The 23,318-nt window shown below is 43.0% G+C and carries 21 protein-coding genes and 1 rRNA gene; 18 read left to right on the plus strand and 4 right to left on the minus strand.

Features of this window, described 5'->3' with window-relative positions; translation table 11 throughout:
- Nucleotides 1–94 (plus strand): 5S ribosomal RNA (rrf, locus tag C8D73_RS09690); the annotation flags it as partial.
- A 153-nt stretch (nucleotides 95–247) separates the two neighbouring features.
- Entirely contained in the window at nucleotides 248–1,738 is a 1,491-nt protein-coding gene (locus C8D73_RS09695) for a 4Fe-4S dicluster domain-containing protein (RefSeq protein ID WP_113078075.1), read from the plus strand.
- Nucleotides 1,739–1,797: 59 nt separating this feature from the next.
- Here C8D73_RS09695 and uraA read toward each other — a convergent pair whose 3' ends face one another.
- Complete coding sequence (gene uraA / locus C8D73_RS09700) at nucleotides 1,798–3,048, minus strand: uracil permease (RefSeq protein WP_021717453.1); 1,251 nt, start codon at nucleotides 3,046–3,048, stop codon at nucleotides 1,798–1,800.
- Between the two features lie 182 nt (nucleotides 3,049–3,230).
- On the opposite strand from uraA, the gene C8D73_RS09705 reads away from it, so the two are divergent.
- Nucleotides 3,231–3,944, plus strand: a complete 714-nt coding sequence (locus C8D73_RS09705) for an SIMPL domain-containing protein (protein WP_021717452.1) — start codon at nucleotides 3,231–3,233, stop codon at nucleotides 3,942–3,944.
- Nucleotides 3,945–3,987: 43 nt separating this feature from the next.
- On the opposite strand, the gene C8D73_RS09710 is transcribed toward C8D73_RS09705, so the two are convergent.
- Entirely contained in the window at nucleotides 3,988–4,314 is a 327-nt protein-coding gene (locus C8D73_RS09710) for a hypothetical protein (RefSeq protein WP_113078076.1), read from the minus strand.
- Between the two features lie 161 nt (nucleotides 4,315–4,475).
- On the opposite strand from C8D73_RS09710, the gene C8D73_RS09715 reads away from it, so the two are divergent.
- The 6 genes from C8D73_RS09715 to C8D73_RS09740 all read left to right on the plus strand — a co-directional run bounded on the left by C8D73_RS09715 (nucleotide 4,476) and on the right by C8D73_RS09740 (nucleotide 12,142).
- Nucleotides 4,476–4,673: a TFIIB-type zinc ribbon-containing protein gene (locus C8D73_RS09715; RefSeq protein WP_113078077.1), complete on the plus strand. Its 198-nt coding sequence runs from the start codon at nucleotides 4,476–4,478 to the stop codon at nucleotides 4,671–4,673.
- A gap of 26 nt (nucleotides 4,674–4,699) precedes the next feature.
- Nucleotides 4,700–6,001, plus strand: a complete 1,302-nt coding sequence (locus C8D73_RS09720; protein WP_021717449.1) for an amidohydrolase — start codon at nucleotides 4,700–4,702, stop codon at nucleotides 5,999–6,001.
- A gap of 134 nt (nucleotides 6,002–6,135) precedes the next feature.
- Nucleotides 6,136–6,726: a DUF3221 domain-containing protein gene (locus C8D73_RS09725; protein WP_021717448.1), complete on the plus strand. Its 591-nt coding sequence runs from the start codon at nucleotides 6,136–6,138 to the stop codon at nucleotides 6,724–6,726.
- Between the two features lie 35 nt (nucleotides 6,727–6,761).
- Nucleotides 6,762–7,403 (plus strand): fructose-6-phosphate aldolase, encoded by a 642-nt coding sequence (fsa, locus tag C8D73_RS09730; protein WP_113078079.1) that lies wholly within the window; start codon nucleotides 6,762–6,764, stop codon nucleotides 7,401–7,403.
- Between the two features lie 25 nt (nucleotides 7,404–7,428).
- Complete coding sequence (locus C8D73_RS09735) at nucleotides 7,429–8,511, plus strand: copper amine oxidase (RefSeq protein WP_113078080.1); 1,083 nt, start codon at nucleotides 7,429–7,431, stop codon at nucleotides 8,509–8,511.
- 376 nt (nucleotides 8,512–8,887) lie between these two features.
- The gene (locus tag C8D73_RS09740; protein WP_113078081.1) at nucleotides 8,888–12,142 is read left to right on the plus strand and encodes an autotransporter outer membrane beta-barrel domain-containing protein; all 3,255 of its coding nucleotides are present in this window, start codon (nucleotides 8,888–8,890) and stop codon (nucleotides 12,140–12,142) included.
- A 312-nt stretch (nucleotides 12,143–12,454) separates the two neighbouring features.
- On the opposite strand, the gene feoB is transcribed toward C8D73_RS09740, so the two are convergent.
- Both feoB and C8D73_RS09750 read right to left on the minus strand, forming a co-directional pair.
- Nucleotides 12,455–14,470, minus strand: coding sequence for a ferrous iron transport protein B (gene feoB, locus C8D73_RS09745; protein WP_113078082.1), 2,016 nt, complete (start codon nucleotides 14,468–14,470; stop codon nucleotides 12,455–12,457).
- Nucleotides 14,467–14,706 carry a FeoA family protein gene (locus C8D73_RS09750; protein WP_021717442.1) on the minus strand — a complete coding sequence of 80 codons (240 nt, stop codon included), beginning with the start codon at nucleotides 14,704–14,706 and terminating at the stop codon, nucleotides 14,467–14,469. The genes feoB and C8D73_RS09750 overlap by 4 nt, the downstream gene beginning before the upstream one ends.
- A gap of 308 nt (nucleotides 14,707–15,014) precedes the next feature.
- Between C8D73_RS09750 and C8D73_RS09755 the strand changes: the two genes are divergently transcribed.
- The 9 genes from C8D73_RS09755 to murD all read left to right on the plus strand — a co-directional run bounded on the left by C8D73_RS09755 (nucleotide 15,015) and on the right by murD (nucleotide 23,307).
- Nucleotides 15,015–15,419, plus strand: coding sequence for a Fur family transcriptional regulator (locus C8D73_RS09755; RefSeq protein ID WP_021717441.1), 405 nt, complete (start codon nucleotides 15,015–15,017; stop codon nucleotides 15,417–15,419).
- A 61-nt stretch (nucleotides 15,420–15,480) separates the two neighbouring features.
- Nucleotides 15,481–16,035 carry a rubrerythrin gene (gene rbr, locus C8D73_RS09760; RefSeq protein WP_021717440.1) on the plus strand — a complete coding sequence of 185 codons (555 nt, stop codon included), beginning with the start codon at nucleotides 15,481–15,483 and terminating at the stop codon, nucleotides 16,033–16,035.
- 150 nt (nucleotides 16,036–16,185) lie between these two features.
- A complete protein-coding gene (gene mraZ / locus C8D73_RS09765; RefSeq protein WP_021717439.1) occupies nucleotides 16,186–16,623 on the plus strand; it encodes a division/cell wall cluster transcriptional repressor MraZ in 438 nt (145 codons plus the stop codon).
- An 18-nt stretch (nucleotides 16,624–16,641) separates the two neighbouring features.
- On the plus strand, nucleotides 16,642–17,571 hold the full coding sequence (gene rsmH / locus C8D73_RS09770) for a 16S rRNA (cytosine(1402)-N(4))-methyltransferase RsmH (protein WP_021717438.1): 930 nt from the start codon (nucleotides 16,642–16,644) through the stop codon (nucleotides 17,569–17,571).
- Between the two features lie 15 nt (nucleotides 17,572–17,586).
- On the plus strand, nucleotides 17,587–17,982 hold the full coding sequence (locus C8D73_RS09775) for a septum formation initiator family protein (RefSeq protein WP_021717437.1): 396 nt from the start codon (nucleotides 17,587–17,589) through the stop codon (nucleotides 17,980–17,982).
- A gap of 100 nt (nucleotides 17,983–18,082) precedes the next feature.
- Nucleotides 18,083–19,564, plus strand: a complete 1,482-nt coding sequence (locus C8D73_RS09780) for a UDP-N-acetylmuramoyl-L-alanyl-D-glutamate--2,6-diaminopimelate ligase (protein ID WP_021717436.1) — start codon at nucleotides 18,083–18,085, stop codon at nucleotides 19,562–19,564.
- 4 nt (nucleotides 19,565–19,568) lie between these two features.
- On the plus strand, nucleotides 19,569–20,954 hold the full coding sequence (locus tag C8D73_RS09785) for a UDP-N-acetylmuramoyl-tripeptide--D-alanyl-D-alanine ligase (RefSeq protein WP_113078084.1): 1,386 nt from the start codon (nucleotides 19,569–19,571) through the stop codon (nucleotides 20,952–20,954).
- Nucleotides 20,955–20,980: 26 nt separating this feature from the next.
- Nucleotides 20,981–21,961, plus strand: a complete 981-nt coding sequence (gene mraY / locus C8D73_RS09790; protein ID WP_113078085.1) for a phospho-N-acetylmuramoyl-pentapeptide-transferase — start codon at nucleotides 20,981–20,983, stop codon at nucleotides 21,959–21,961.
- Entirely contained in the window at nucleotides 21,961–23,307 is a 1,347-nt protein-coding gene (gene murD, locus C8D73_RS09795; protein ID WP_113078086.1) for a UDP-N-acetylmuramoyl-L-alanine--D-glutamate ligase, read from the plus strand. Before mraY ends, murD begins: the two co-directional genes overlap by 1 nt.
- Nucleotides 23,308–23,318 lie beyond the last annotated feature (11 nt).

Here is a 23,318-nt window from a genome sequence, read left to right on the forward strand (position 1 = left end):
TCCACCTGTTCTCATCCCGAACACAGTAGTTAAGCCCTTAAACGTCGAAAGTACTTGGCTGGAAGCGGCCTGGGAGGATAGAAAGCTGCCGGTTAAAAAATAACCATACCATACGGTATGGTTATTTTTTTTTGTATAGAAGTTTTCTATAGGCTCCATTGTAATTTTCTAAGTACTTTTATTTGCTGTTTAAGATAAAAAACGTTACAATAATAATGTATAAAACTTTACACTGGAGGTATACCATATGGAACTGACTGAAGTCACGAAATTTCGCCGGGCAGTATTAACCGGTTTAGCACGCTTTACCTGGCAAGGGACTTTACCAGAGCATATTTATGATATACTTTATAGCGTTGTAACAGAAGACAGTCCTCGTGTTCGTTGCTGTGTGCATAAGGAACGGGCTGTACTGAAAAATCGCATCAATATGGCACTGGGGCTTACGGTTGGATTGAATATTGTCGAGGCATCAAAAATTGCGTTAACAGAGCCTGTTAATAAAGCGCTGCCTATTATTGATGTCTTGCCGGAAGCTTGTGACCAATGTCCAATTGATAAATTTTTGGTCACTGACGCTTGCCGGCACTGTGTAGCCCATAAATGCATGAATAAATGTCCTAAGAAGGCTATCACTATCCATCAAAATCGAGCCTATATAGATAAAACAAAATGCATTGAATGTGGTATGTGTAAAAAAGTTTGTCCTTATGGAGCTATTATTGAGATCAGTCGGCCGTGTGAGAGATCCTGTGCTCTTAATGCTATCCATGCGGGTGCAGACAGAAAAGCAAAGATTGATACTTCTAAATGTGTGGAGTGCGGTTCCTGTCGCAGTGCTTGTCCGTTTGGCGCCATTGATGAACGCAGTAATATTGTGCAGATCATTCAGGCTATTAGAGCAGGGCAGCGAGTACATGCTTTACTGGCACCTTCGTTTATTGGTCAGATGGGTTTTAAAGTGACTCCGCCGCAAATTGTGGCAGCATTAAAAAAGATGGGATTCGCCGCGATTGAAGAAGTTGCAGTCGGAGCTGATATGACGGCTTTACACGAAACGAAAGAATTTATGGAAAAAGTTCCGGCACGCCAAAAATATATGACTAATTCCTGTTGTCCGGCTTTTGTTGCACTGATACAAAAACATTTGCCAAATGAGGCGGATAAAGTATCTACTACTGTTTCACCAATGGTTGCTTGCGGACGCTATGTAAAATCTGAATATCCTGAAGCTGTTACAGTTTTTATCGGTCCATGCATAGCTAAGAAAGGTGAAGCAAGGAAGTTTAGTGATGCTATTGATTATGTGCTGACGTTTGAAGAACTTGCTTGTATGATGGCGGGTGCTGAAATAGATCCGGCAACGCTTGCTTCAGAAAGCTATATAAACCAAGCTTCTGGGTTTGGGATTAGTTTCCCATTGCTGAAAGGAGTCCAGGGTGCATTGAACCATACCTTGGAAGAGTTAGAGGAAACTCAGGTCCAAGCTCATTATGCCAGTGGACTTGAGGCTTGTTTAGACGATATGAAAAAACTGGCATCAGGTAAATTACCATGTCAGTATTTTGAAGGTATGGCTTGCGTTAACGGCTGTATAGACGGTCCTGGAGCTTTGGCAGAATCTGGATTGGTCAGTGTGCTTATTAAAAAATATGCTTCAGAATCACAGCATAAAACAGTGCATGGAGATACCACTGCTGTTAAAGCTGTAAAAAAAGTAGATATGGAAGTCCGTTGATACTATGTGTGGAAGGCAACGATAAAAAATCCTTACCTAAAAAGGTAAGGATTTTTTTATTAATCATTGCGCATTAAACCTAAAGAATCAAGTAATTTAAAAGTCAAGCTCATTAAAATCGCAACCAGTGTGGCAAGCACCATACCCTGAACGCTGATCGTTCCAAAGGTAAGCTTGGCTCCGCTGAGACCAACTATCATAATTACAGAGGACATTACGAGATTAGCAGACTTACTGTAATCGACCTTGCTTTCAACAAGAACCCTGATACCGGATGCGGCAATAACGCCGAACAGCAGAATGCAGACACCGCCCATGACTGGTACTGGGATGCTGCGAATAAGTTCGGATAGTTTACCGACAAAGGAAAGACAAATTGCCATTACTGCAGCACCACCGATGACCCACACGCTATAAACTTTGGTTATAGCCATAACGCCGATATTTTCACCGTAAGTAGTATTGGGTGTAGCACCGAAGAAGCCGGACAGAACGTTGGAACAGCCATCAGCAAAAAGGGAGCGTGCGAGACCGGGATCTTTGATCAGATTACGTTCTACTACATTGCCTGTAACTACTAAATGACCGATATGTTCGGCCAGTACTACTAAGGCCGCCGGAGCAATAATCAGGATAGCATTGAGATTAAAGGTTGGCTGATAAAAGTGCGGCATTTGGAACCATGGAGCTGCTGCTACAGGAGCTAAGTCTACCAGGCCCATGAAGAATGAAAAGATGTAACCGCAGATAACACCAAATAAAATTGGAATAATAGCCATAAAGCCTTTAAAAGCAACAGAACCGATAATTGTTACGGCTAAGGTAAACATGGAAACGGCAATATTTCTGAAATCTATTACGTCACCGGTAAGACCTGCCATACCTGCTGCGGTAGGAGCAAGCTCCAGTCCGATAACAGCGATGATAGCACCCATGCAGGCTGGTGGGAAAATGATGTCTATCCAGCCTGTACCAGTATATTTGATGATAAGTGAGAATAAAATAAAGATAAGACCGAAAACGATAAAACCAGATTGAGCGTCAGAATAACTGGAAGTACTTAAAATAACCATTACAGGGGAAATAAAAGCGAAACTGGAACCAAGATAAGAAGGTATTTTACCCTTAGTGAGAAACAGATAGAGTAATGTACCAATACCGTTCATAAACAGGCAGGTAGTAGGATTTACGTTGAAGAGAAATGGGACGAGGACAGTTGCGCCAAACATTGCAAACAGATGTTGAATACTGAGTGGAATGTTGAGCAGAAGCGGCGGGCGTTCCTCTACTTGGATGACTTTGCGTTCCATGATGATGACCTCTTTTCTAAGTTTAAATGCTTATATAATTGTAAAATTTTTTTTGTAAATTGGCAATAGCAGTGACGATTTTGTGATGGAAAAGTAACATCTAGGTGAAGAATACTGAAAAACATAGTTTTGCCACATATTCAATGCTATAATGAAGGCATAATGAATTGGGAGGTTTTACTATGAAAAAAATAAAAACACTGGCAGCTGCAGCAGTTGTTGCCGTAAGTTTATTCTCAATGCAGGGGGACGCTATGGCAGCCGAAGCTAATACGATATCTGTCAGAGGTATTGCTAAGCAGGAAGTAGCACCTGATATGGCTTATCTAACACTTGGAATTAGTGTTAAGGGCGATACGGCTGAGTCTGTGCGCACTCAGGTGGCAGAAGCAAGTCAGAAAGTACGTCGGGCTTTGTTAGGGATGGCGATCAGTGAAAACAATATCCAAAGCTCAAGCTATAATTTGTATCCTGACTATGAAAACGTCAACGGTAAAAATAAGCAAAAAGGCTATGCTTTGAATACTACTTTACGGATCAAGGTTGACGATTTGAAAAAACTTGGTGATATTATTGATAAAACAGTCCAGGAAGGCGTGACGAATGTTAATCAGGTAAGCTTTGCTTTAAGTGAAGAAAGCAATGTGCAGCGTCAGCTTTTAGCGGCTGCTGTTGATAACGCCCGTGCTAAGGCTGCTATCGTAGCTAATGCCGGCGGTCGTAATCTTGGTGAAATGCTTAGTGCAGATATCAGTGATTATAACGGTGAGACCATGGTTGCGGCTGGAACGAATTATAAACGTTCTTTAGCGGCCGATGTGGCAGCTCCTACACAACTGATGCCGGGAACTTTAAAAATTGACGCCAGTGTTGAAGTGACTTTTAAACTTAACTAACTAAATAAATAAAAGCCTGCCGCTTAAAGCAGCAGGCTTTTATTTATTTAGTTTTATTTTTATTTTTAGGTAATTCATAGACTTCCAAAGCATGCAGCAATGCAGACGAGCCGGGTTTGTATTCGTTGCACATATGTTGCCAGGCAGCGAAGTTTTCCAGTTCTTTGCCCCAGTAAAAACAATCATCTTCGCTATAGCAGGCGGCAACAAGAGAAGCTTTTGCATCGACAGGGGTTTTTCCCATATCATCCGTAAAGACAATAAAAACTTTTTCGTCTTCGAAATCCATTCCATAAATAACAATATTTTCTTCCTCTGTTGCCGATTCCCAGCAACCAAGCTGTTCAAATTCTTTTGCTAACCCAGCCATGATATTACCTCGCTTTTTTATTTCTACAATCATCTTATTTATAGAATAGCCCATTTTTCAGTATTTGTCTATGTATGTTACTGATAAAAATGCCTGCAAAGTTCGGCGCAGTATAGTATAATAAACCAAAGAGTACAAATGAAAGGTGCGAAGCAATAGCCATGGAAAAGCGCAAAGCAAGCGAAATAATGCAGGTCGAATTTATTTGCCCTAAGTGCGGCAAACATCTGGCCTGGGCTGTCCGGACAGCTAGTATGAGCTGCCCTGGTTGCGGCAAATGGGTAACAGATAAAAACAGAAAACAAACACCGGCCGATGCTTTGATGCCTATTGACAGCGATCAACTGGTACTTTTTTAGATTTTTGAAAGAGGGGACATGAAAGTATGCAAAAAATCTGGCAGGAAGCAGAAGCGCTGCAGACCGAATTAGTCGAACGCCGTCGTGATCTACACCGTCATCCGGAAACTGGCTGGACGGAATTCAGAACGGCTTCAATAGTAATTAAGGAGCTACAGGCTCTGGGGTATGAAGTTTATATGGGCGATGACGCCTTGGTTGAAGAGGAAATGATGGGGCTGCCCGTAACAGAAGTGCTGGAACAGGCTATGGTACGTGCTGTCAGTGAAGGTGCCGATGCAGACTTAGTTGAAAAGATGCGGGGTGGTAAAACCGGTGTCGTGGGTGTGATGAAATTTTCCCGACCTGGTAAAATAGTAGCTTTTCGTTTCGACATGGACTGTAATGATGTCGAAGAGTGTGATACTGCTGATCACCGGCCTTTAGAAAGCGGCTTTCAGTCATTACATGCAAAAGAAATGCATGCTTGTGGACATGACGGCCATGTTACTATTGGATTGGGTTTGGCCAAACTGATATCGGAATATAAGGAAGAAATGGCAGGTACGATTAAACTTATTTTTCAGCCTGCTGAAGAAGGTGTACGTGGTGCTCGCGCTATGGTAGCCAAAGGTATTGTCGATGATGTCGATTATATGTTCGGCGGGCATATCGGCTTCAAAGCCACAAAATCTGATTCTCTGGTCTGCCTGACAGGAGGTTTTCTGGCAACTACAAAGCTGGATGCCAGTTTCAAAGGTGAATCAAGCCATGCTGGTGCAGCGCCTGAAAGAGGACGGAATGCCCTTTTAGCAGCTGCTGCATCATGTATTGCGCTGCACTCTATTTCCCGTCATGGGCAGGGGGCATCCAGGATTAATGTAGGTGTCTTGCAGGCTGGAACCGGACGTAATGTTCTTCCTGATGTCGGGCTTATAAAGATGGAAACTCGCGGTGCCAATACAGAAATTAACGAATTTATGGTAACTGAAGCCCGTCGTATGATCAAAGCTTCTGCCGATATGTATAATGTCGACGTAACTGTAAGTGAAGCGGGAGGTGCGCCAGCCTGTGTGGCTGACCATGAATTGGGAGCCGAAATCAAGGCGCTTGCTGAAGCTTGTGGACAGTATGGTCAAGTCGTTGATTATATGGATTTAGGTGGCAGTGAAGATTGTTCTTATTTTATGGAAAGAGTACAGCAGAACGGCGGACGTGCAGCTTACCTGATGTATGGTACTGAAATTGCAGCCGGACATCATAACAGCTGCTTTGATTTTGATGAAAAGTGCCTTTATAAAGCGGTGGCCATGCTTACGGAGCTTGCTATTGCCTATACTAACAAATAAGAAAGGGCTCGCATAGCGGGCTCTTTTAATATAGGTAAGATTTTTATCGTGATTAAGTTATTAAAATAACACGCATTTGTCACAAAGGTTTGCTATAATATAAAAAGTACGAACCTATGAGAGGAGTTGTGATCATGAAATTACAACGCACATTTATTTTAACTTTAGTTTGCTTATTTACACTGGGATTAGGGATCGTCAGTGCGACAGAGCCGGAAAAAATTTATCCTAGTCCGGTACGTGACGTGATGGCCACTACCGGTGAAATAATTGCTGTTGACGGTGATAAAGTGACAGTAAAAGGCGATGGCAATTATCCTGTAGCCACAGTTATCGTAACGGATAAGACATTGCTTATCGATGGTAAAGACGGAGATCTGAAAGGTGATCGCGCCCTGAAAAAAGGCCGTAAAGTAACAGCTTATTATTCCAGTAAAATGACCCGCAGCTATCCGCCTCAAGCGGAAGGATTTGCTATTGTTTTTGGGAAAAACAATGAAAAACAAGGTAAGTATATGCATGTTGAAAAAGTTACTCCAAGTGAAAACGGAGAATCTGTGCGTTTGCTTAATTCAAACCGCGATATCATCGTAACGGTCAGCAAAGATGTTTATGAAGATTATCAGAATATCAAAGAAGGTGACCGTATCATGGCATGGTACAGTATCATGACCATGAGTCTGCCGGGTCAGACCAATGCTACCAAGGTAATTGTATTACCTTAAAATTGTACAGTTTCAGTAGGAAAGAGGGTTTATTGATGAAAATTTTTATGGATACCGCTGATGTCGATGAAATAGCCGGCATGGCGGAGTTGGGTATCGTTTATGGTGTTACCACTAATCCCAGCCTGATTGCCAAGAGCGGTCATACACAGGCTGAAGTAATCCCTGAAATCTGCAAATTGGTAACGGGTCCTGTCAGCGCTGAAGTAATCAGTACCGAATGTGCTGGTATGGTGCGCGAAGCGCGTCTGTTAGCTCAGATAGCCGATAATATCGTTGTTAAGATTCCATGTATTGCTGAAGGCTTAAAAGCAGTAAGAATACTAAGTGCCGAAGGGATCAAAACTAATGTTACGCTGGTTTTCAGTTTGTCGCAGGCAATATTGGCTGCCAATGCCGGAGCATCTTATGTCAGCCCTTTTATTGGCCGATTAGATGATATCGGTGAAGACGGCGTGCAGCTGGTTGCCAATATGGTGAAAATATTTAAGCAGTATGGCTTGAAGACAGAAATCATTGCGGCCAGTATCCGCAATCTTGACCATGTAAATCAGGTTATGCTGGCAGGTGCGCAGATTGCGACAATTCCTACCAATGTGCTGGAACAAATGCTGCTGCATCCGCTTACAGATAAAGGTCTGGAAAAATTTTTGCAAGATTATGAAAACAGTTTGTGATAACTGTCGGGGACGAATTATACTTATGAAAAAAATTTTAGGAAATCTTTTAGCCGCATGCATGTGCGGCTTTCTTGTGAATGTTCCGGCGACAGGTTTTACTCAGGCTGTCTGGCCTGAACAGGGAGTTCCAGAGCATCAGGAACTGCGGGCTAAGGTGAAAGCTGAGGGCCCGAAGTTACTGTTTTCTGACAGCCCGGAAATGGTTTATGAGACTGGTATTTTATATCGTGATACACTGCAAGGTGAAGGTCGGTTGTTTTTTCATCATGTCAATGGTACAAGTAAATTGAAAAAGCTTGCGATCGTTGTTAAAAATAACGGGCTGCGACCTGTAAATTTTACAGTGACACGCAGTGGTATAGACGGTCCCAGTCATGACTACCAGGCGGTTGGCAAAAAATCTCAGGAATATTATTTCGAGGAACAAAAATCAAAAAACAGTACACTTGGCTTTGGTAAAACGCTGGAGCTTTTAGGTGGCGAAGGCATGTTGTTGCCCACCGATCAACTGTTGACCGGTACTATCGACTTTTTTAGTGACCGACCGGTTGAAGTAACAGTGTTGATGTGCGATCCGAAAACAGATATTGAACTTTTTTCTGCTTTGGCTAAACAGCTGCCGATGGATGAGCATCCGCTGCGCGGTACTTTTGTCAAAGCTGATCTAAACTATAAACTTCAGCATTCTATTGATACTGAAGCCGGCGCCGGTTATGCTCTGCTTTTGGCAGACAGCCAGACCGGCGAATATCTGCGCGGTACTGATGCAACTACCGGCCTGCCTGCTGAAAATTATGGTAATTATGGAGTAATTTATAATATTGATTATAAATTAAAAGGCGATAAGCCCTATGAACTTTGGCTCAATCCCTGGGGAGGGATGTTCGCTGGCGTAGGGGTTTTAGAGCAGGGCGGCCAAAGGAAAATCATTAATATTCCAGAGAGCCCAGCCTTTGGTCGTTTAGGAGAAGAAGGATTTTGCATAGCCCGACTTGAACCAAATAGTGAAGGTCGCTTCACTTGGTCACCGCCTGGTGCATCAAATTTGCCGATCAGGCTTTTCTGGTTACCTTCGGATTATGAAGCGCCATACCTACATGATTGAGAATAAGCTAAAAGCGCAATGTTTATAACATTGCGCTTTTTTATATTTTAAATGGTATCATTTATCCAAGCTGCCGGTGAAATCGGCAGCTTTTTTAGTGAAAGTAGTTTTTGCAAGACTTCTCAAACTAAAATATATAGCAAAAGTAAAAATGTCTTGCGGGGGGGACGAATATGATATTATATCAAAAATAACTTATAGACATAATATTAAATATAAAGATTAATAAATTACATAAAGAGAATGGTTTAAAATATTAGGAATAAAAAATAAAACTTATTACAGTAAATAACTGAAAATCTTACAATGGCAGCAAAAAATTTGGGGAAATTTTTTTATATGTTGCAACTTTTATTTCAAGAAAGGTGAGAGGGTTATGAAAAAAACACAGTTTAACAACAAAAAACAAGATTTATTGCAGAAAAAAGTAATGTATTCATTGTTGGCTGCCGGTTTCTTTTGCAGTATAGGCATTGCTAGTACTGCAGTAGCGGCTGTTGCCAGTGAAAAAGTCATCAATGGGGATATGCCGTCAGGTCTGGAAACGAATACAGAATATGTCAATATTACTGGTGGCAGCCGTATCACAGGTACAGTTAAAGTTATCAATGATGCCGATAATCAGACTGGTGCTCATGGCAGTGCTTTAAGTATACGGACCGATGAAGCTATTATTATTGACGGTGACGGACATGTAGAAATTCGCACTTACAATGATAATTCTTATGCACATACCAATGCAGTCAGACTGCATAACGATGGTGCCAGCCTCCTAATAGACAAAGCAGGTTATAACGTTACCATGGCTTTGGATGCTGCTGGCGGGCAAAGTACTAAATATGATGAAGTAGCTGGGATCTATGTTGCCAACAATAATCAGAACGTTGTTATAAATGCGGATAATATCAATTTTGAAAACAATGGATATAATCGCGGTTACGGCATTTGGACAGGAGCTTCAGCTACAAATTCTCAGATAACTATTAATGGTAATACAAATTTCTCGGATTCGGCTTCTGCGGCAGAAGCCTATGCCATTCGTCACGATCATGGCAGCACTGTTATCAACGGCGATACAAATATAAATATGGTCGGCGCCGGTGGTTCTGGATTACGTGCTATCAATGGTACGGTTGAATTCAATGGTAATACGGTTATCAATTTAAGCGGTGATGTGGCATATATAGATCGTTATGTGCCAGCATTCGGCATTTGGAACGGCGCTACCCCCTATGGCGTTACTCCAACTACCGGCGCACATGTTAAGCTTACCGGTAACACTCAGATCAATACAACCGGAGCTGGCAGCGCTGCAGTAGTAACTGAACTGGCAGGCGGTACTACAGAATTTTTTGGTACTACTAAAATAACTACTGCCGGTGACAGTGGGAAATGGGGACGAGGAAGCGGTAGTGATATAGGAGCGCATGGCGTTTATAATAAATCCGGCACTACAAATTTCCACGGTAACCTGTTTATAGATACTACAGGGCAGGACGCAACGGCAATTCATGCGCTTAGCGGGCAGGTTAATCTTAATCATTACAGTGACGGCACAGAGGCACTGGCTGTTATTACTACAGCTAAAGATAATGCCCATGGTATTTATAATAATAAAGCTGCTGTAAATGCTGAATCGCATGTTAATATTTTTACTGCTGGTACCGCGGCGTCGGCAGTTAAAGTGGATGGTGCAAGTACGACAACATTGAATGGACGCAACTACCTTACAACATCTGGTGACAAGGCACACGGTATCGAAGTCTATGCTGCCGCATCATCTAAAGGCAGTGAAGAAAAAGCAGCCAAAGTGAAGGTTGGTAGTGATTCTACCGTTTATACTCAAGGGAATCAGTCACATGGTGTTTATACCGATATGCTGGATGCGGAGATTTCTTTAGGTGATGATATTAGCGTAACTACTAAAGGCAGTGGCTCACATGGTATTTATGCCTCCCGTGGTGTTATTGAAACAGGAGACGGATTACGGCTCAGTGCACAGGGAACAGGTTCTCATGCTGCCTATGCCGACTCTGCCGACGGCAGTATCAAATTTAACGGCGGAGCTGATATCAGTGCAGCAGATCCGGACAGTTATGCTGTTTATGCTGATAACGGTGGGAAAATAGAAGGGATTACCGCTGACAGCAGATTTACTGTTCTTGGTAATATGCTTGCTGATAACAGCGGCAGTATAGAACTGTCTATGGCGGCGAATTCGCTGTTCGCAGGTAAGTCGGAAACAGAAAATTCCGGCATTATAGACCTTGATATGACCGACAGCATGTGGCGTATGACAGGATCGTCTTCACTGACAAATTTTACTAACAATAAATCAGTAGTGGATATGACGAAAGACGGAGGTGCGTTCAGCAGTCTCACTACTGAAAATCTCAGTGGTAATGGCGGTTATTTTGTTTTGGATATTGATGGAACGACCAATGTCAATAACAGCGATCGTATTTATGTGACCGATACTTTTGATGGTACGCATGCGATCGCCTTAAATGAAATCACCGGTCTTTATACAGGTATAGAGGCTGAAAATACGGTACTGGCAAGCGTAAAAAACAATAACGGGATATTTACTGCAGTTGATGGAGAAGGTACACTGTACTATCAGCGTTACGAGCTGGATAAAAAAGATAATACGTATGACTCTAATTATACTACTGACTGGTATTTAAAAGCTGTGACGACCGTTGATCCTGAAGAAAAGCCGACACCGGGTGTAGATGGTGCGGTATCAGCCGGAGCCTTAGCTTATTATACATGGCTTGATCATGATCAGTTGATGAAAAGGTTGGGAGACTTACGTCATAATGGCGTGGATGAAAAAGGTGTTTGGCTCAGGGTCAAGGGCGCAAAAATAGGGCGCAGCGGTAATTTTGGCTTCAAAAATAAATATACTCATTATGAATTAGGCTACGATGAAGTAATGAAGGAAAAGCCAAATTATACGCGGTACGGTGGTGTATCTATTAGCTATGCTGATGGTGGTGCCAGTTACTCCCGCGGTAGTGGTGATAATCATAGTCGGGCCATGAATTTTTATGTTACCGAAATGGGTAATAAAGGACATTATCTGGATGTAGTATTAAGGTTCCACCATATGGATACCAATTTTAAAATGTTTGATGAAAATGGTAAAAAAATACGCGGTGATATGCACAATGTCGGTATTTCGTTGAGCAGTGAATATGGCCGTAAGAAAATGATTGATGATAAAGGTTGGTATATAGAACCACAGGGGCAGCTGACCCTTGGTTATTTAGGCGGTGATAACTATACTACCAGTAATGGCATAGCAGTACGCCAGGGTGGAATTCGCAGTGCTTTAGGGCGCATAGGTTTTAACTTGGGCAAGGATATCGATGAGAAAACGAATATTTATTTAAAAGCCAATCTGCTGCATGAATTCGGCGGTGGTTACCACGCTGCGATGACTGATAGCAGCGGCAGTCGGATAAAGATAGACCGCAGTTTTAAAGATACATGGTTTGAGTATGGCATTGGAGCGGCTATCCAGACAGGCACGAATAATCATGTTTATCTGGACTTTGAACGCAGTGCCGGCGGCGATTTCAAAAAAGATTGGAGCTGGAATGTTGGTGCACGCTGGACTTTCTAACAATTTGTTAAAATAATATCTGCTTTTCGGCAGAACATTGCAACCCTCTGTTCTGTTTGGAAATATTCCCCGAGCCAGGGCTGTTATTTAATAACGGCCCTGGCTTTGTTTATAAAAACGTAACTGAGAAACGATGCGGAAGTTTTCAGAGAAAAATTCAGTAATGAAACGGTTCCTTTAGTTGTATTTATTAGGAATATGCCGTTTATGCAGGACGTAAGCACAAATATTATTGCAGCTATAGTTGTTTTAAACAGAGTAAGTGTTAGATAATAAAAAAGATCCAGCTCCTTTTAAGAAGCTGGATCTTTTTTATTTAAATCCAAGTATTTTACCAAGATTATAGACAATGAAAGCGACGATCCAGGAGGTGATTATCTGGTAGGACATGATATAAAATGTCTCCACCGTAGAATTCATTTCGCGTCTGATTGCGGCGAGAGCTGCTATGCAGGGGGGATAAAGCAGAGAAAAAGTTAGGAAGCTTAGAGCAGTCAGTGGTGTAAAGATACTTTGTAGCGCTGTACCGGGTATATCGCCGTCTCCTCCCATCAGGACAGATAGAGTGCTGATGACAACTTCTTTGGCTGTTAGACCGGTAACAAGTGCCGTTGCAGCACGCCAGTCGCCGAATCCAAGCGGAGCGAAGAATGGTGCAATAAAACTGCCTATACCGGCCAGCATACTGTTTTCGGGATTGTCTACCATATAGAATCTGGTGTCAAAGCTTTGCAGCAGCCAGATGACGATGCTGGCAACGAAGATAACAGTAAAGGCTTTGTATAAGAAGTCTTTGGCCTTGCTCCACATATGCAGCATGATATTGCGGGCTGTTGGCAGACGATAGGCGGGCAGCTCCATAACAAAAGGAACTGGCTGACCGTTATAAACAAAGGTTTTTAAAAGCAGTCCTGAAGCGATTGCAATGAAGATTCCCAATAAATACAGGAACATCATAACCGCGGCTTTGTTATCGGCAAAAAAGGCTGATATAAAAACACCGTAGATCGGCAGTTTAGCACTGCAGGACATAAATGGTGTGAGAATCATGGTCATTTTGCGGTCACGTTCGCTGGCAAGGGTACGTGTGGCCATAATGGCCGGGACGCTGCAGCCGAATCCTATCAGCATAGGAACGAATGAAGAACCGGATAGGCCAATTTTTCTCAGCAGTTTGTCCATAACAAAGGCAATCCGGGCCATATAACCACTGTCTTCAAGCATGGATAGAAAGAAAAAAAGTGTAACAATAGTTGGCAGGAAGGAAAGGACGCTCCCTACACCTGTAAAAATACCGTCAATAATGAGGGAATGGATAGGAGCACTGAGGCCGATTGCAGTAAGACCCAGATCGGCGGCTTCAGTAACGGAACTGATGCCGATTTCGAGCCAGTCGCTTAATGCGGCGCCGATAACATCGAAGGTGAGCCAAAAAATGGTGAAGATAGTCAGCAGGAAAATAGGTATTGCAAAATATTTATGGGTCAGATAATGGTCGATTTTGACTGACCTCATCTGAGCAATTGTTTCTTGTGGTTTATGTACGGCGTAGGAACATAATTCTTCAATATAAGTGTAGCGCATATCGGCCAGCGCCGCTTCTTTATCTGTATCTAAAGCTATTTCCAAGTCTTTGGTGACATGGTCAATAATATCCAGCTCGTTGGCTGTCAGTTCAAGCTCTTTTACCAGTGGTTCATCGCCTTCAATGAGTTTTGTTGCCGAAAATCGCAGCGGCAGTCCTTTGCTGCGGACTTTGGCTTCGATCAGGTGGGCGATAGAATGAATTGCCATATGAGTGACGCCTGAACAAAAGTCGAGTCGTTCAGGCATTTTTTTATCATGAGCGGTTTTCTGGGCGCGTGAAAGCAGTTCGTCAACGCCGGCACCTGAATTGGCTGTGATTGGGACGACCGGTACGGTAAGGCGGTCTTCTATTTTTTTGATATCGATAGAACCGCCGCTGGCCGTAAGTTCATCCATCATATTCAGGGCCATGATCATCGGGGTGTTGAGTTCGATGAGCTGCAGGGAAAGATAGAGACTGCGTTCAATATTGGTAGCGTCGATAACGTTGATGATGATATCAGGTTTGCTGCGTAAAAGCAGGTCACGGGTCACGATTTCTTCCGAGGTATAGGGCGACAGCGAATAAATGCCCGGCAGATCAATGACGGTGACATCTTTATTGTTCAGCAGGCGGCCTTCTTTTTTCTGGACCGTGACGCCGGGAAAGTTGCCGACGTGCTGATTGCTGCCGGTCAGATAGTTGAAAAGTGTGCTTTTGCCGCAGTTTTGGTTGCCGACGAGGGCGAAGGTAAGGCTCATGGTTCCTCCGGTGCAACGGTGATCTTATTGGCGTCATCCAGCCTTAGAGTGAGCTCATAGCCACGCAGAAAAATTTCGATCGGGTCGCCTAAGGGGGCTTTTTTACGTACCATGACTTTGGTTTTGGGGGTCAGCCCCATATCTAAAAAACGGCGGCGCAGGATTCCTTCACCGCCGACAGTAGTGATAGTTGCTTTTTGACCAATGGCAAGTTTGTCTAATGTTAGTGTTTGCATATGGACCTCGATAGATGTTTTATTATTGAAGCTGCTTGTGTTGGAGCGGTTAACTGCTGCCTAAATTATACGTCGCCTGCTTCCCGGTTGTCAATGAAGCTGATTCCTTTATGAATTATCTGATTTGTTTAAGTACTATTTTATGAAAAAAACTTATCGATATTGATTTCGCAATTTGCAAAAACAGTTACTGTCCGGACTGGTAAAAATGCTGTTTGTGCAGGTGAAAAAACAGTGAAAATGCTTGACAATGATTTAATTGGGTGTATAATTCTAATTAAGAATAAGTTTCGATAGGAGAGGTATATATGACTAAGAGAAACACTATCCAAAGGCAGTTAGTTATAGCTGCCGTAAGATTTTTAGCAGATCACCCCACTGCCGAAGAAGTGTATGACCGTATTACTATGGAATATCCTGATATAAGCAAAGGCACTGTGTACAGAAATCTTAATTCGCTGGTAGAAAGCGGCCTGTTGGGCAAGGTTTCCGTACCAAGCGGCGCTGATCGTTTTGACCATATCCTGACCAGGCATTATCACATAAAATGTACTCATTGCGGTATGTTTATGAATGTTGAGGATATGGACTATATAGAAGGGCTGGACGAAAAAGTAGGCGAAGTCACCGGTTTTAAAATGGAAGACCATGACATCGTGTTTAACGGCGTCTGTCCTGAGTGTCAAAAGCTGGAAGCCAAGGAGAAGAACTAAGAACGTACGCCCGCAACGGGTTGTATATAAAAAAATTATTGTTTTAAAGGAGGAGTTTCCAATGGAATTTAAAGGAAGTAAAACAGAAGCTAATTTGCATACCGCTTTCGCAGGTGAGTCTGAAGCGAGAAATAAATACACTTATTATGCTGGTATCGCTAAAAAAGAAGGCTATAATCAGATCGCTTCTATTTTTGAAGAAACTGCAGGTAACGAGAAAGAGCATGCTAAGATCTGGTTCAAAATTTTAATGAGCGGCGGTATTCCGCATGCCAGCCTGCCCGATACTATGGCTAACCTGAAAGACGCTGCAGCCGGTGAACATTATGAATGGACCGACATGTATGCAGGTTTTGCAAAGGAAGCAAGAGAAGAAGGCTTTGATAAAATCGCTTTCCTTTTTGAAGAAGTTGCCAAAATCGAGAAAGAGCATGAAGAAAGATATCTGGCACTGCTCGCCAATATCGAAAATGACAGAGTATTCAAACGTGAAGAAAAACAGGTTTGGATCTGCAGCAACTGTGGCAGAATTGTTGTTGCTGAAAAAGCTCCGGAAAAATGCCCGGTCTGCGACCATCCGCAGGGCTATTTTGAACTGAGAAGCACCAATTACTGATACTAAAAAGATTTAAACTTCCGCAAGCTAAAGCTTGCGGAAGTTTTTTTATATAATTTCTTATATATTAGTAAAAAAATGTTGTAATTTCACAAAAATGAGGTTATAATGGTGAAAAGTGGAGCAAAGTGGAGGAAGGAGTGTCTCAAAATGTTAATGGGCGAGTTTCAACATAACCTTGATGCAAAGGGACGCCTTTTTATGCCTGTAAAGCTCCGCGAGGCTTTGGGAACAAAGTTTGTTTTAACAAAAGGGCTGGACGGCTGCTTATTTGTTTATGATCTTGAGCAATGGCGGCTTTTAGAAGCAAAGCTCAATTCTTTACCGATGACCCGTAAGGGTGCCCGTGATTTTAACCGTTTCTTTTTTGGCGGTGCTGCCGAAGGTGAGTGCGATAAACAGGGACGGGTACTTTTACCTGTTAATCTGCGCGAGTTTGCAGGACTGGATAAAAATGCCGTTATTGTCGGCGTTGGCAACAGGGCTGAGATCTGGGACGCAGAACGCTGGAACGCATATAACGAAGAAAATGCCGAAGATGTGGGCGAATTAGCGGAACAGTTGGCAGATCTTGATTTAGGAATCTAAGGACAGGCGGCCATGATAATGGAATTTGTACATAAAAGCGTATTGCTGGAAGAGAGCATCAACTGGCTTATAACTGACAAAGATGGAATTTATGTGGACTGCACCATGGGTGGTGCGGGACATTCCAAAGGGTTTGCCATGCAGCTCAGTTCGCGGGGCACGCTGGTCGCTATTGATCAGGACGATGACGCGATTGCAGCTGCAAGTGTTAGATTGCAGGGACTGCCTTGTAAAATAAAAATCGCTAAGTCAAATTTTAAGAATTTCGACGATGTTTTAGATGGCTTGGATATTGATAAGATTGACGGAATTTTTTTTGATCTTGGTGTATCTTCTTATCAACTGGACACACCGGAGCGTGGATTTTCGTATATGCATGATGGTCCTTTGGATATGAGGATGGATAAAGAAAGTAAAAAAGATGCTTATTATATAGTTAACCGTTACAAAGAAGAAGAACTGGCGGATATTATTTACCGTTATGGTGAAGAACGCTGGAGTAAAAGAATAGCTCAGTTTATCGTTAAGGAACGGTCTGAAAAGCCTATTAAAACTACCTTTGAACTTGTGAATGTGATCAAAAAGGCAATTCCCAAGGGAGCGCGGCAGGATGGTCCGCATCCTGCAAAACGTACGTTTCAGGCAATCCGTATTGAAGTGAATGATGAATTGAATATTTTGGAAAATGTTGTAACGCAGGCGGTCGAACGTTTGAAAAGCGGCGGGCGTATAGGAGTGATTACATTTCATTCTTTAGAAGATAGGATAGTGAAACAAACACTGGCACAGCTGGCGAAAGGGTGTATATGTCCGCCGCAGCTTCCAGTTTGTGTTTGCGGCAGAAAGCCGCTTGTAAAAAAAGTGGGGAATATAGTTCCCAGCGATGCGGAAATAGAGGCGAATCCGCGTTCGCGCAGCGCACGGTTACGTTATGCGATCAAACGCTGATTTGGAGGGTGGAGCATGTTAGCACGTAAGTATGATAACTACGCATGGGAAGAAATTGAATATGAGAGACCTGTAGAGCGGGTTCGCAAAGTCAAAAAAGTTGACTATAAACTTGTGCGTCGCCGTGCTGCCGTGTTAGTACTGCTCGTGATGGTGGCTTATTTTGCTGCGGTCGCACGCAGCGAAAGCCTGGTCCGTACAGGTGATGAGCTTGTTGCATTGAAGCAGCAGGAAGCTACGTTGCTTTTAAAAAATTCGGAAATAAAAATTGAAGTTGAGCAGCTGAAGGGGCCGGAAAGAGTCACCAGTATAGCTGAAAAACAATTGGGTATGACAGTTGCCCGTAATAATATCTATGTGAAGGCTGATAGCCGTAAAGTTGCTTATGACGGCTATGCTTATGCAAAATAATCGTTTCATAGCCTTCTTATTAAAAATATGCTATAATATATGAAGATTTTAGAAGGCAGCCTGTATATAGGCTGCCCTTTCACTTTTGGAGGTATGCTATATGCAAAAGCTGTTAGAAGAAATCGTTGCTGTACTGCCTGAAGTACAGGTTGTTGGTGACTGCGATAAAATCATTAAGGATATAACTGCTGATTCGCGCGAAGTGAGAGAAGGCAGTTTGTTTATATGTCTGAAAGGGGCACATGTGGATGGGCATAAATACTTGGAGCAGGCTGCTGCGTCTGGTGCCGGTGCAGCTTTGGTTGAGGATGTTCCAGAGGTATGTCCTGATGGATTGACGCTTTTAAAGGTGGCTGATACCCGATTGGGAATGGAAGTTATCGCTCCCTTTTTCTATGATTATCCAGGTAAAACTATGCGGATGATAGGGGTAACGGGAACGAATGGTAAAACCACTACTACCAATATTGTGCGTGCTATTTTACGTAAGGCCGGATTTAAGGTTGGGCTTATAGGAACTATCAATATAATGATCGAGGACGAGGCTATTGTAGCTCATAATACTACTCCAGACGTAGTAGATCTGCAGCGTGCTTTATACAGAATGAAAGAAGCCGGATGCGAGTATGTGGTCATGGAGGTTTCGTCGCATGCACTGGCACTTAATCGTGTTGCCGGCTGTGAATATGACACTGCTGCTTTAACCAACATAACGCAGGATCATTTGGATTTTCATAAAACACTGGAAAACTATCGCGATGCGAAAGGGCTGTTGTTTGAACATTTGCATGAAGGTAAAAAAGAGAATAAAACAGCAGTTTTTAATATGGATGATGCAAGTTCGCCGATTTTATGCGACCGCACAAAAACAAGAATACTGACTTATGGCGAAGGACGTAATAATGATATTTATCCGTTGTTTTTTAAAGTTGAGGCTAAACAAATGCGGTTACAGCTGCATACGCCGGTGGGCGAGATGGATCTGCTTTTAAAAATTACGGGTGAATTTAATGTTTACAATGTTATGGCGGCTGTGGCTATTGCGTTGGCAGAACAAATTGATAAAAAAACTATTGTTGATGTTTTAAATGGTTTCGACGGTGTTCCTGGACGTTTCCAGTTAGTGGAAGCAGGACAGCCGTATACTGTTATTGTTGATTATGCTCATACTCCTGATGGTTTGGAAAATGTGCTGAAAACTGCTCGTAGTATTACGGAAGGCAAACTGTGGGTAGTATTTGGCTGCGGTGGTGACCGTGACAATAAAAAAAGGCCTATTATGGGAAGGATCGCTTTGGAGCTGGCAGATAGGGTCGTAGTTACTTCTGATAATCCGCGTACTGAGGATCCGGCAGTTATCATTGACGAGATTGCAGAGGCGCTGAAGGATGTTCCGGAAGGGAAGAGTGTGGAATTGATTGCAGAGCGCAGAGACGCTATTTATCACGCCTTGTCTGAGGCTGCTGCGAATGATGTAATTATGATCGCCGGTAAAGGCCATGAAAACTATCAAATTCTGGCAGATAAAACTATTCACTTTGATGATCGTGAAGTAGTGCAGGAATACTGGAAGAAAAGGTGATTGTATGTTGAGCTTGCAGGAAATAATAACGGCAACAGGTGGACATTGTGAAAATATGCAGGAGCTTATTTTCACAGGGATTACGACTGATTCGCGGATTGAAAGCAGTGGTGAATTGTTCGTAGCTTTGTGTGGTGAGCGTTTTGACGGTCATGCTTATTGTAAAATGGCGTTGGAACATGGAGCGGCGGCAGTGCTGGTGTCAAAGCCTGTGCCTGAACTGCCCTCTGAAACTGTAATTATTACTGTTGAGGATACGCTGCTTGCTTATCAGCAGATAGCGCATGCATACAGAATGAGTAATAAAAATTTAAAGGTGGTTGCTGTTACTGGTTCTAATGGTAAAACTTCTACTAAGGATATGATTGCTGCCTGCTTGTCGACTAAGTTTAAGGTGATCAAAACTCAGGAAAATTTTAATAATGAAATTGGTTTGCCAAAAACATTGTTGAGCGTTAAGGCTGATACAGAGATTGCTGTTGTCGAAATGGGAATGCGCGGCTTGGGTCAGATTAGGGAATTATGCGATATTGCAAAACCTGATGTAGCGGTTGTGACTAATGTTGGTGAAACACATATGGAGCTTCTGGGAAGTATGGAAAATATTGCCAGAGCAAAAAGTGAGCTAGTTGAAGATCTGACACAGGAACAATTGGCCGTGCTGAATGCTGATAATGAATATGTTGCAGCAATGGCGGATAAAACTAAGGCACAGGTTGTTACTTATGGGTATTCAGGTAAAGCTACTTTCCGCGGTGATAATGTGGTAACAACTGCTCGTGGGAGTGTATTTACCTGCATTGACAGCAGATCAGGAGAACGTACGGAAGTGAATATGCCATTTATTGGTGAACACAATGTACAAAATGCTTTGGCAGCGATTGCAGTGGGTGCTGCTTTTGGTGTAAAATTAAATAATAGTGCTAAAGCTTTAATGACAGCAAAACTGACAGGCAGCCGTCAGGAAATAGTGCATATAGGTACTATGACGGTAATCAATGATGCCTATAATGCCAGCCCTGCTTCAATGGAAGCAGCGTTAAAAACTTTACATGAAGCAAAGAAAGCTGCCCACGGCGCCCGCACGATTGCAGTGTTGGCTGATATGCTGGAGCTGGGTGATATTTCTTTCGATTCTCATCGCAGAGTTGGTCAGTTTGCTGTTCGCGAAAAGACGGATATGGTAATCGCTTATGGTGATGAAGCAAAAGCTATTGCCGCGGCAGTTGAAGCTTTGGGAGGCAAAGCATATTGGTGTGCTGGCCGAGATGAAGCGGCCAAGCTTTTGGATAGCCTTCTGCAGTCGCACGACATTGTGCTTTTAAAAGGTTCGCATTCGATGCAGGTGGATTCTCTTTTGGAGTTAGTTTTAAAAAATAAACAGCTATAGCTATAAGGTTTGGAGATTGATAGAAAATGGATTACAGCCTTTGGGGAGCATTGGCGACATCTTTTGTGATCTGCGCAGCCAGTGGACCTGTGCTGATACCGCTGCTTCATAAATTGAAATTTGGTCAGAGCATTCGTGACTGCGGGCCGCAGGCACATCAAAAAAAGAGTGGCACACCGACAATGGGCGGGTTGATGATACTGACTGCAGTTCTGGTTGCAGTGCTGGTATGGTGCAAGCTGACGCCGGCAGTTTTGATTGCATTGCTTCTGACTTTTGGGCATGCGCTGATTGGTTTTGTTGACGATTATATTAAAGTGGTAATGAAACGTAATCTTGGGCTTACAGCTAAACAGAAAATGTTTTTACAATTCTTGCTGGCTGGTGCCTATGTTTATTATCTTGAATTGCAGCCGCATGTAAATTTGGGGTTGAATATTCCAGGAACCTCATTGTCAGTTCCCTTGGGAAGCCTATATTACGTACTGGCGTTTTTGCTTCTGGTAGGTACTACGAATGCTGTCAATCTTACTGATGGGTTAGATGGCCTGGCTGCATCCGTAACAGTACCGGTAACGTTGGCTTATGCTTATATTGCTTATCAGTCAGGCAGTATGGACCTCAGTATTTTTGCTTTGACATTGACGGGTGCTTGTTTGGGCTTTTTACTGTTCAATCGTTATCCGGCTAAAGTTTTTATGGGCGATACAGGTTCTTTGGCACTGGGCGGAGGAATTGCTGCGTTGGCCCTGTTGACACGGACAGAGCTGTTGCTGATTATTCTTGGCGGGATTTATGTTATGGAAGCAGCTTCGGTTATTATTCAGGTAGGTTATTTTAAGAAAACAGGCGGTAAGCGTATTTTTCGTATGACGCCTATTCATCATCATTTTGAATTGGGCGGGTGGAAAGAAACAAAGATTGTGCAAGTTTTTGCGGGCAGTAGTTTGCTGCTTGGTTTAATCGGTATCGGGTTATGGTGTTTGGGGAACGGAGGCGGCTGCTAATGACAAAGACGGTTTTAGTATACGGTACTGGCATCAGTGGCTGCGGAGCTGCTGACGCTTTGGCGAAACAAGGCTGCAGGGTGCTTCTATATAGCGATAAGGAAACAAAGATAGATAATGCTTTGCTGGAACTGCTGAAAAAGCAAGGTGGCGGCCTGTACTGCGGCAATGGGGAAACTTTGCTGCAGGAAGTAGAACAGATAGTTTTATCGCCTGGTATTCCTTTGGCTAATCCTTTGACTGATATGGCCGTGCAGATGGGAATAGAGGTCATAAGTGAAGTAGAAGCGGCATACCGCAGTTATCATGGGCATATTATAGGAATTACGGGTACGAATGGAAAAACAACAACTACTACTTTAGTAGGAGAAATGCTGAAAACTTTGCCTGTGCCAACGGCCGTTGGCGGTAATATTGGACAGGCATTGTCTAAGGAAGTTGAGAATTTAGGAGCTGACGCCTGGCTTGCAGCGGAACTGTCTAGTTTTCAGCTGGAAGGTGTGCGTGAGTTTCGCCCAGATGTAGCAGTAATTTTGAATCTGACTCCCGATCATTTAGATCGCCACCATACGATGGAAGCTTATGGTGCGGCGAAGTGTAATATATTTAAAAAACAGCGTGAGAATGATATCGTGATTTTAAATTATGATGATCCTATTATACGCGGCTGGGGCGAATTGGCCCCTTCAAGGGTTTGCTGGTTCAGCCGCAGGGAACAGCTTAATCGGGGCGTATATTTAAACGGAGGTAATTTTACTATTGCCTGGGACAGACAGCTTTATACTGTTTGTCATAAAAAAGACTTGCGTGTATTTGGCGGTCATAATGAAGAAAATGTACTGGCGGCTATTGCGGCATGTTTTTTTGCCGGGGTCACTATTGAAAATATGCGCAGGGTTTTGCTGGATTTCACAGGTGTTGAGCACCGTTTGGAGTATGTGATGACAGTTAACGGTGTACCATATTATAATGATTCGAAAGCAACTAATCCTGATTCGACAATAAAAGCTTTGGAAGCTTTTGACGGGCATATAATTTTGCTGGCAGGCGGACATGATAAAATGACATCTTTGGAACCGATGATGAAATTAGTGCAGGCCAAGGCAGATGTGCTGATTTTATTGGGTGAAGCGAAAGAACGTTTTTATGAAGCCGCCGCAGCAGCAGGCGTAGGCGATATCAGAAAAGTAGAGACAATGGATGAGGCTGTTGAGCTGGCGTATAAGCTGGCTGCTGCGCCACAGGTAGTATTACTGTCACCTGCCTGTTCTTCGTATGATATGTTTGAAAATTTCCCTGCACGCGGCCGTTATTTTAAAAATTTGGTTGCGGCATTGCCAAAGTAAAGGCTAGGAGG

It is taken from the genome of Phascolarctobacterium faecium DSM 14760, from assembly GCF_003269275.1.
GTDB classification, from domain to species: Bacteria; Bacillota; Negativicutes; order Acidaminococcales; family Acidaminococcaceae; genus Phascolarctobacterium; species Phascolarctobacterium faecium.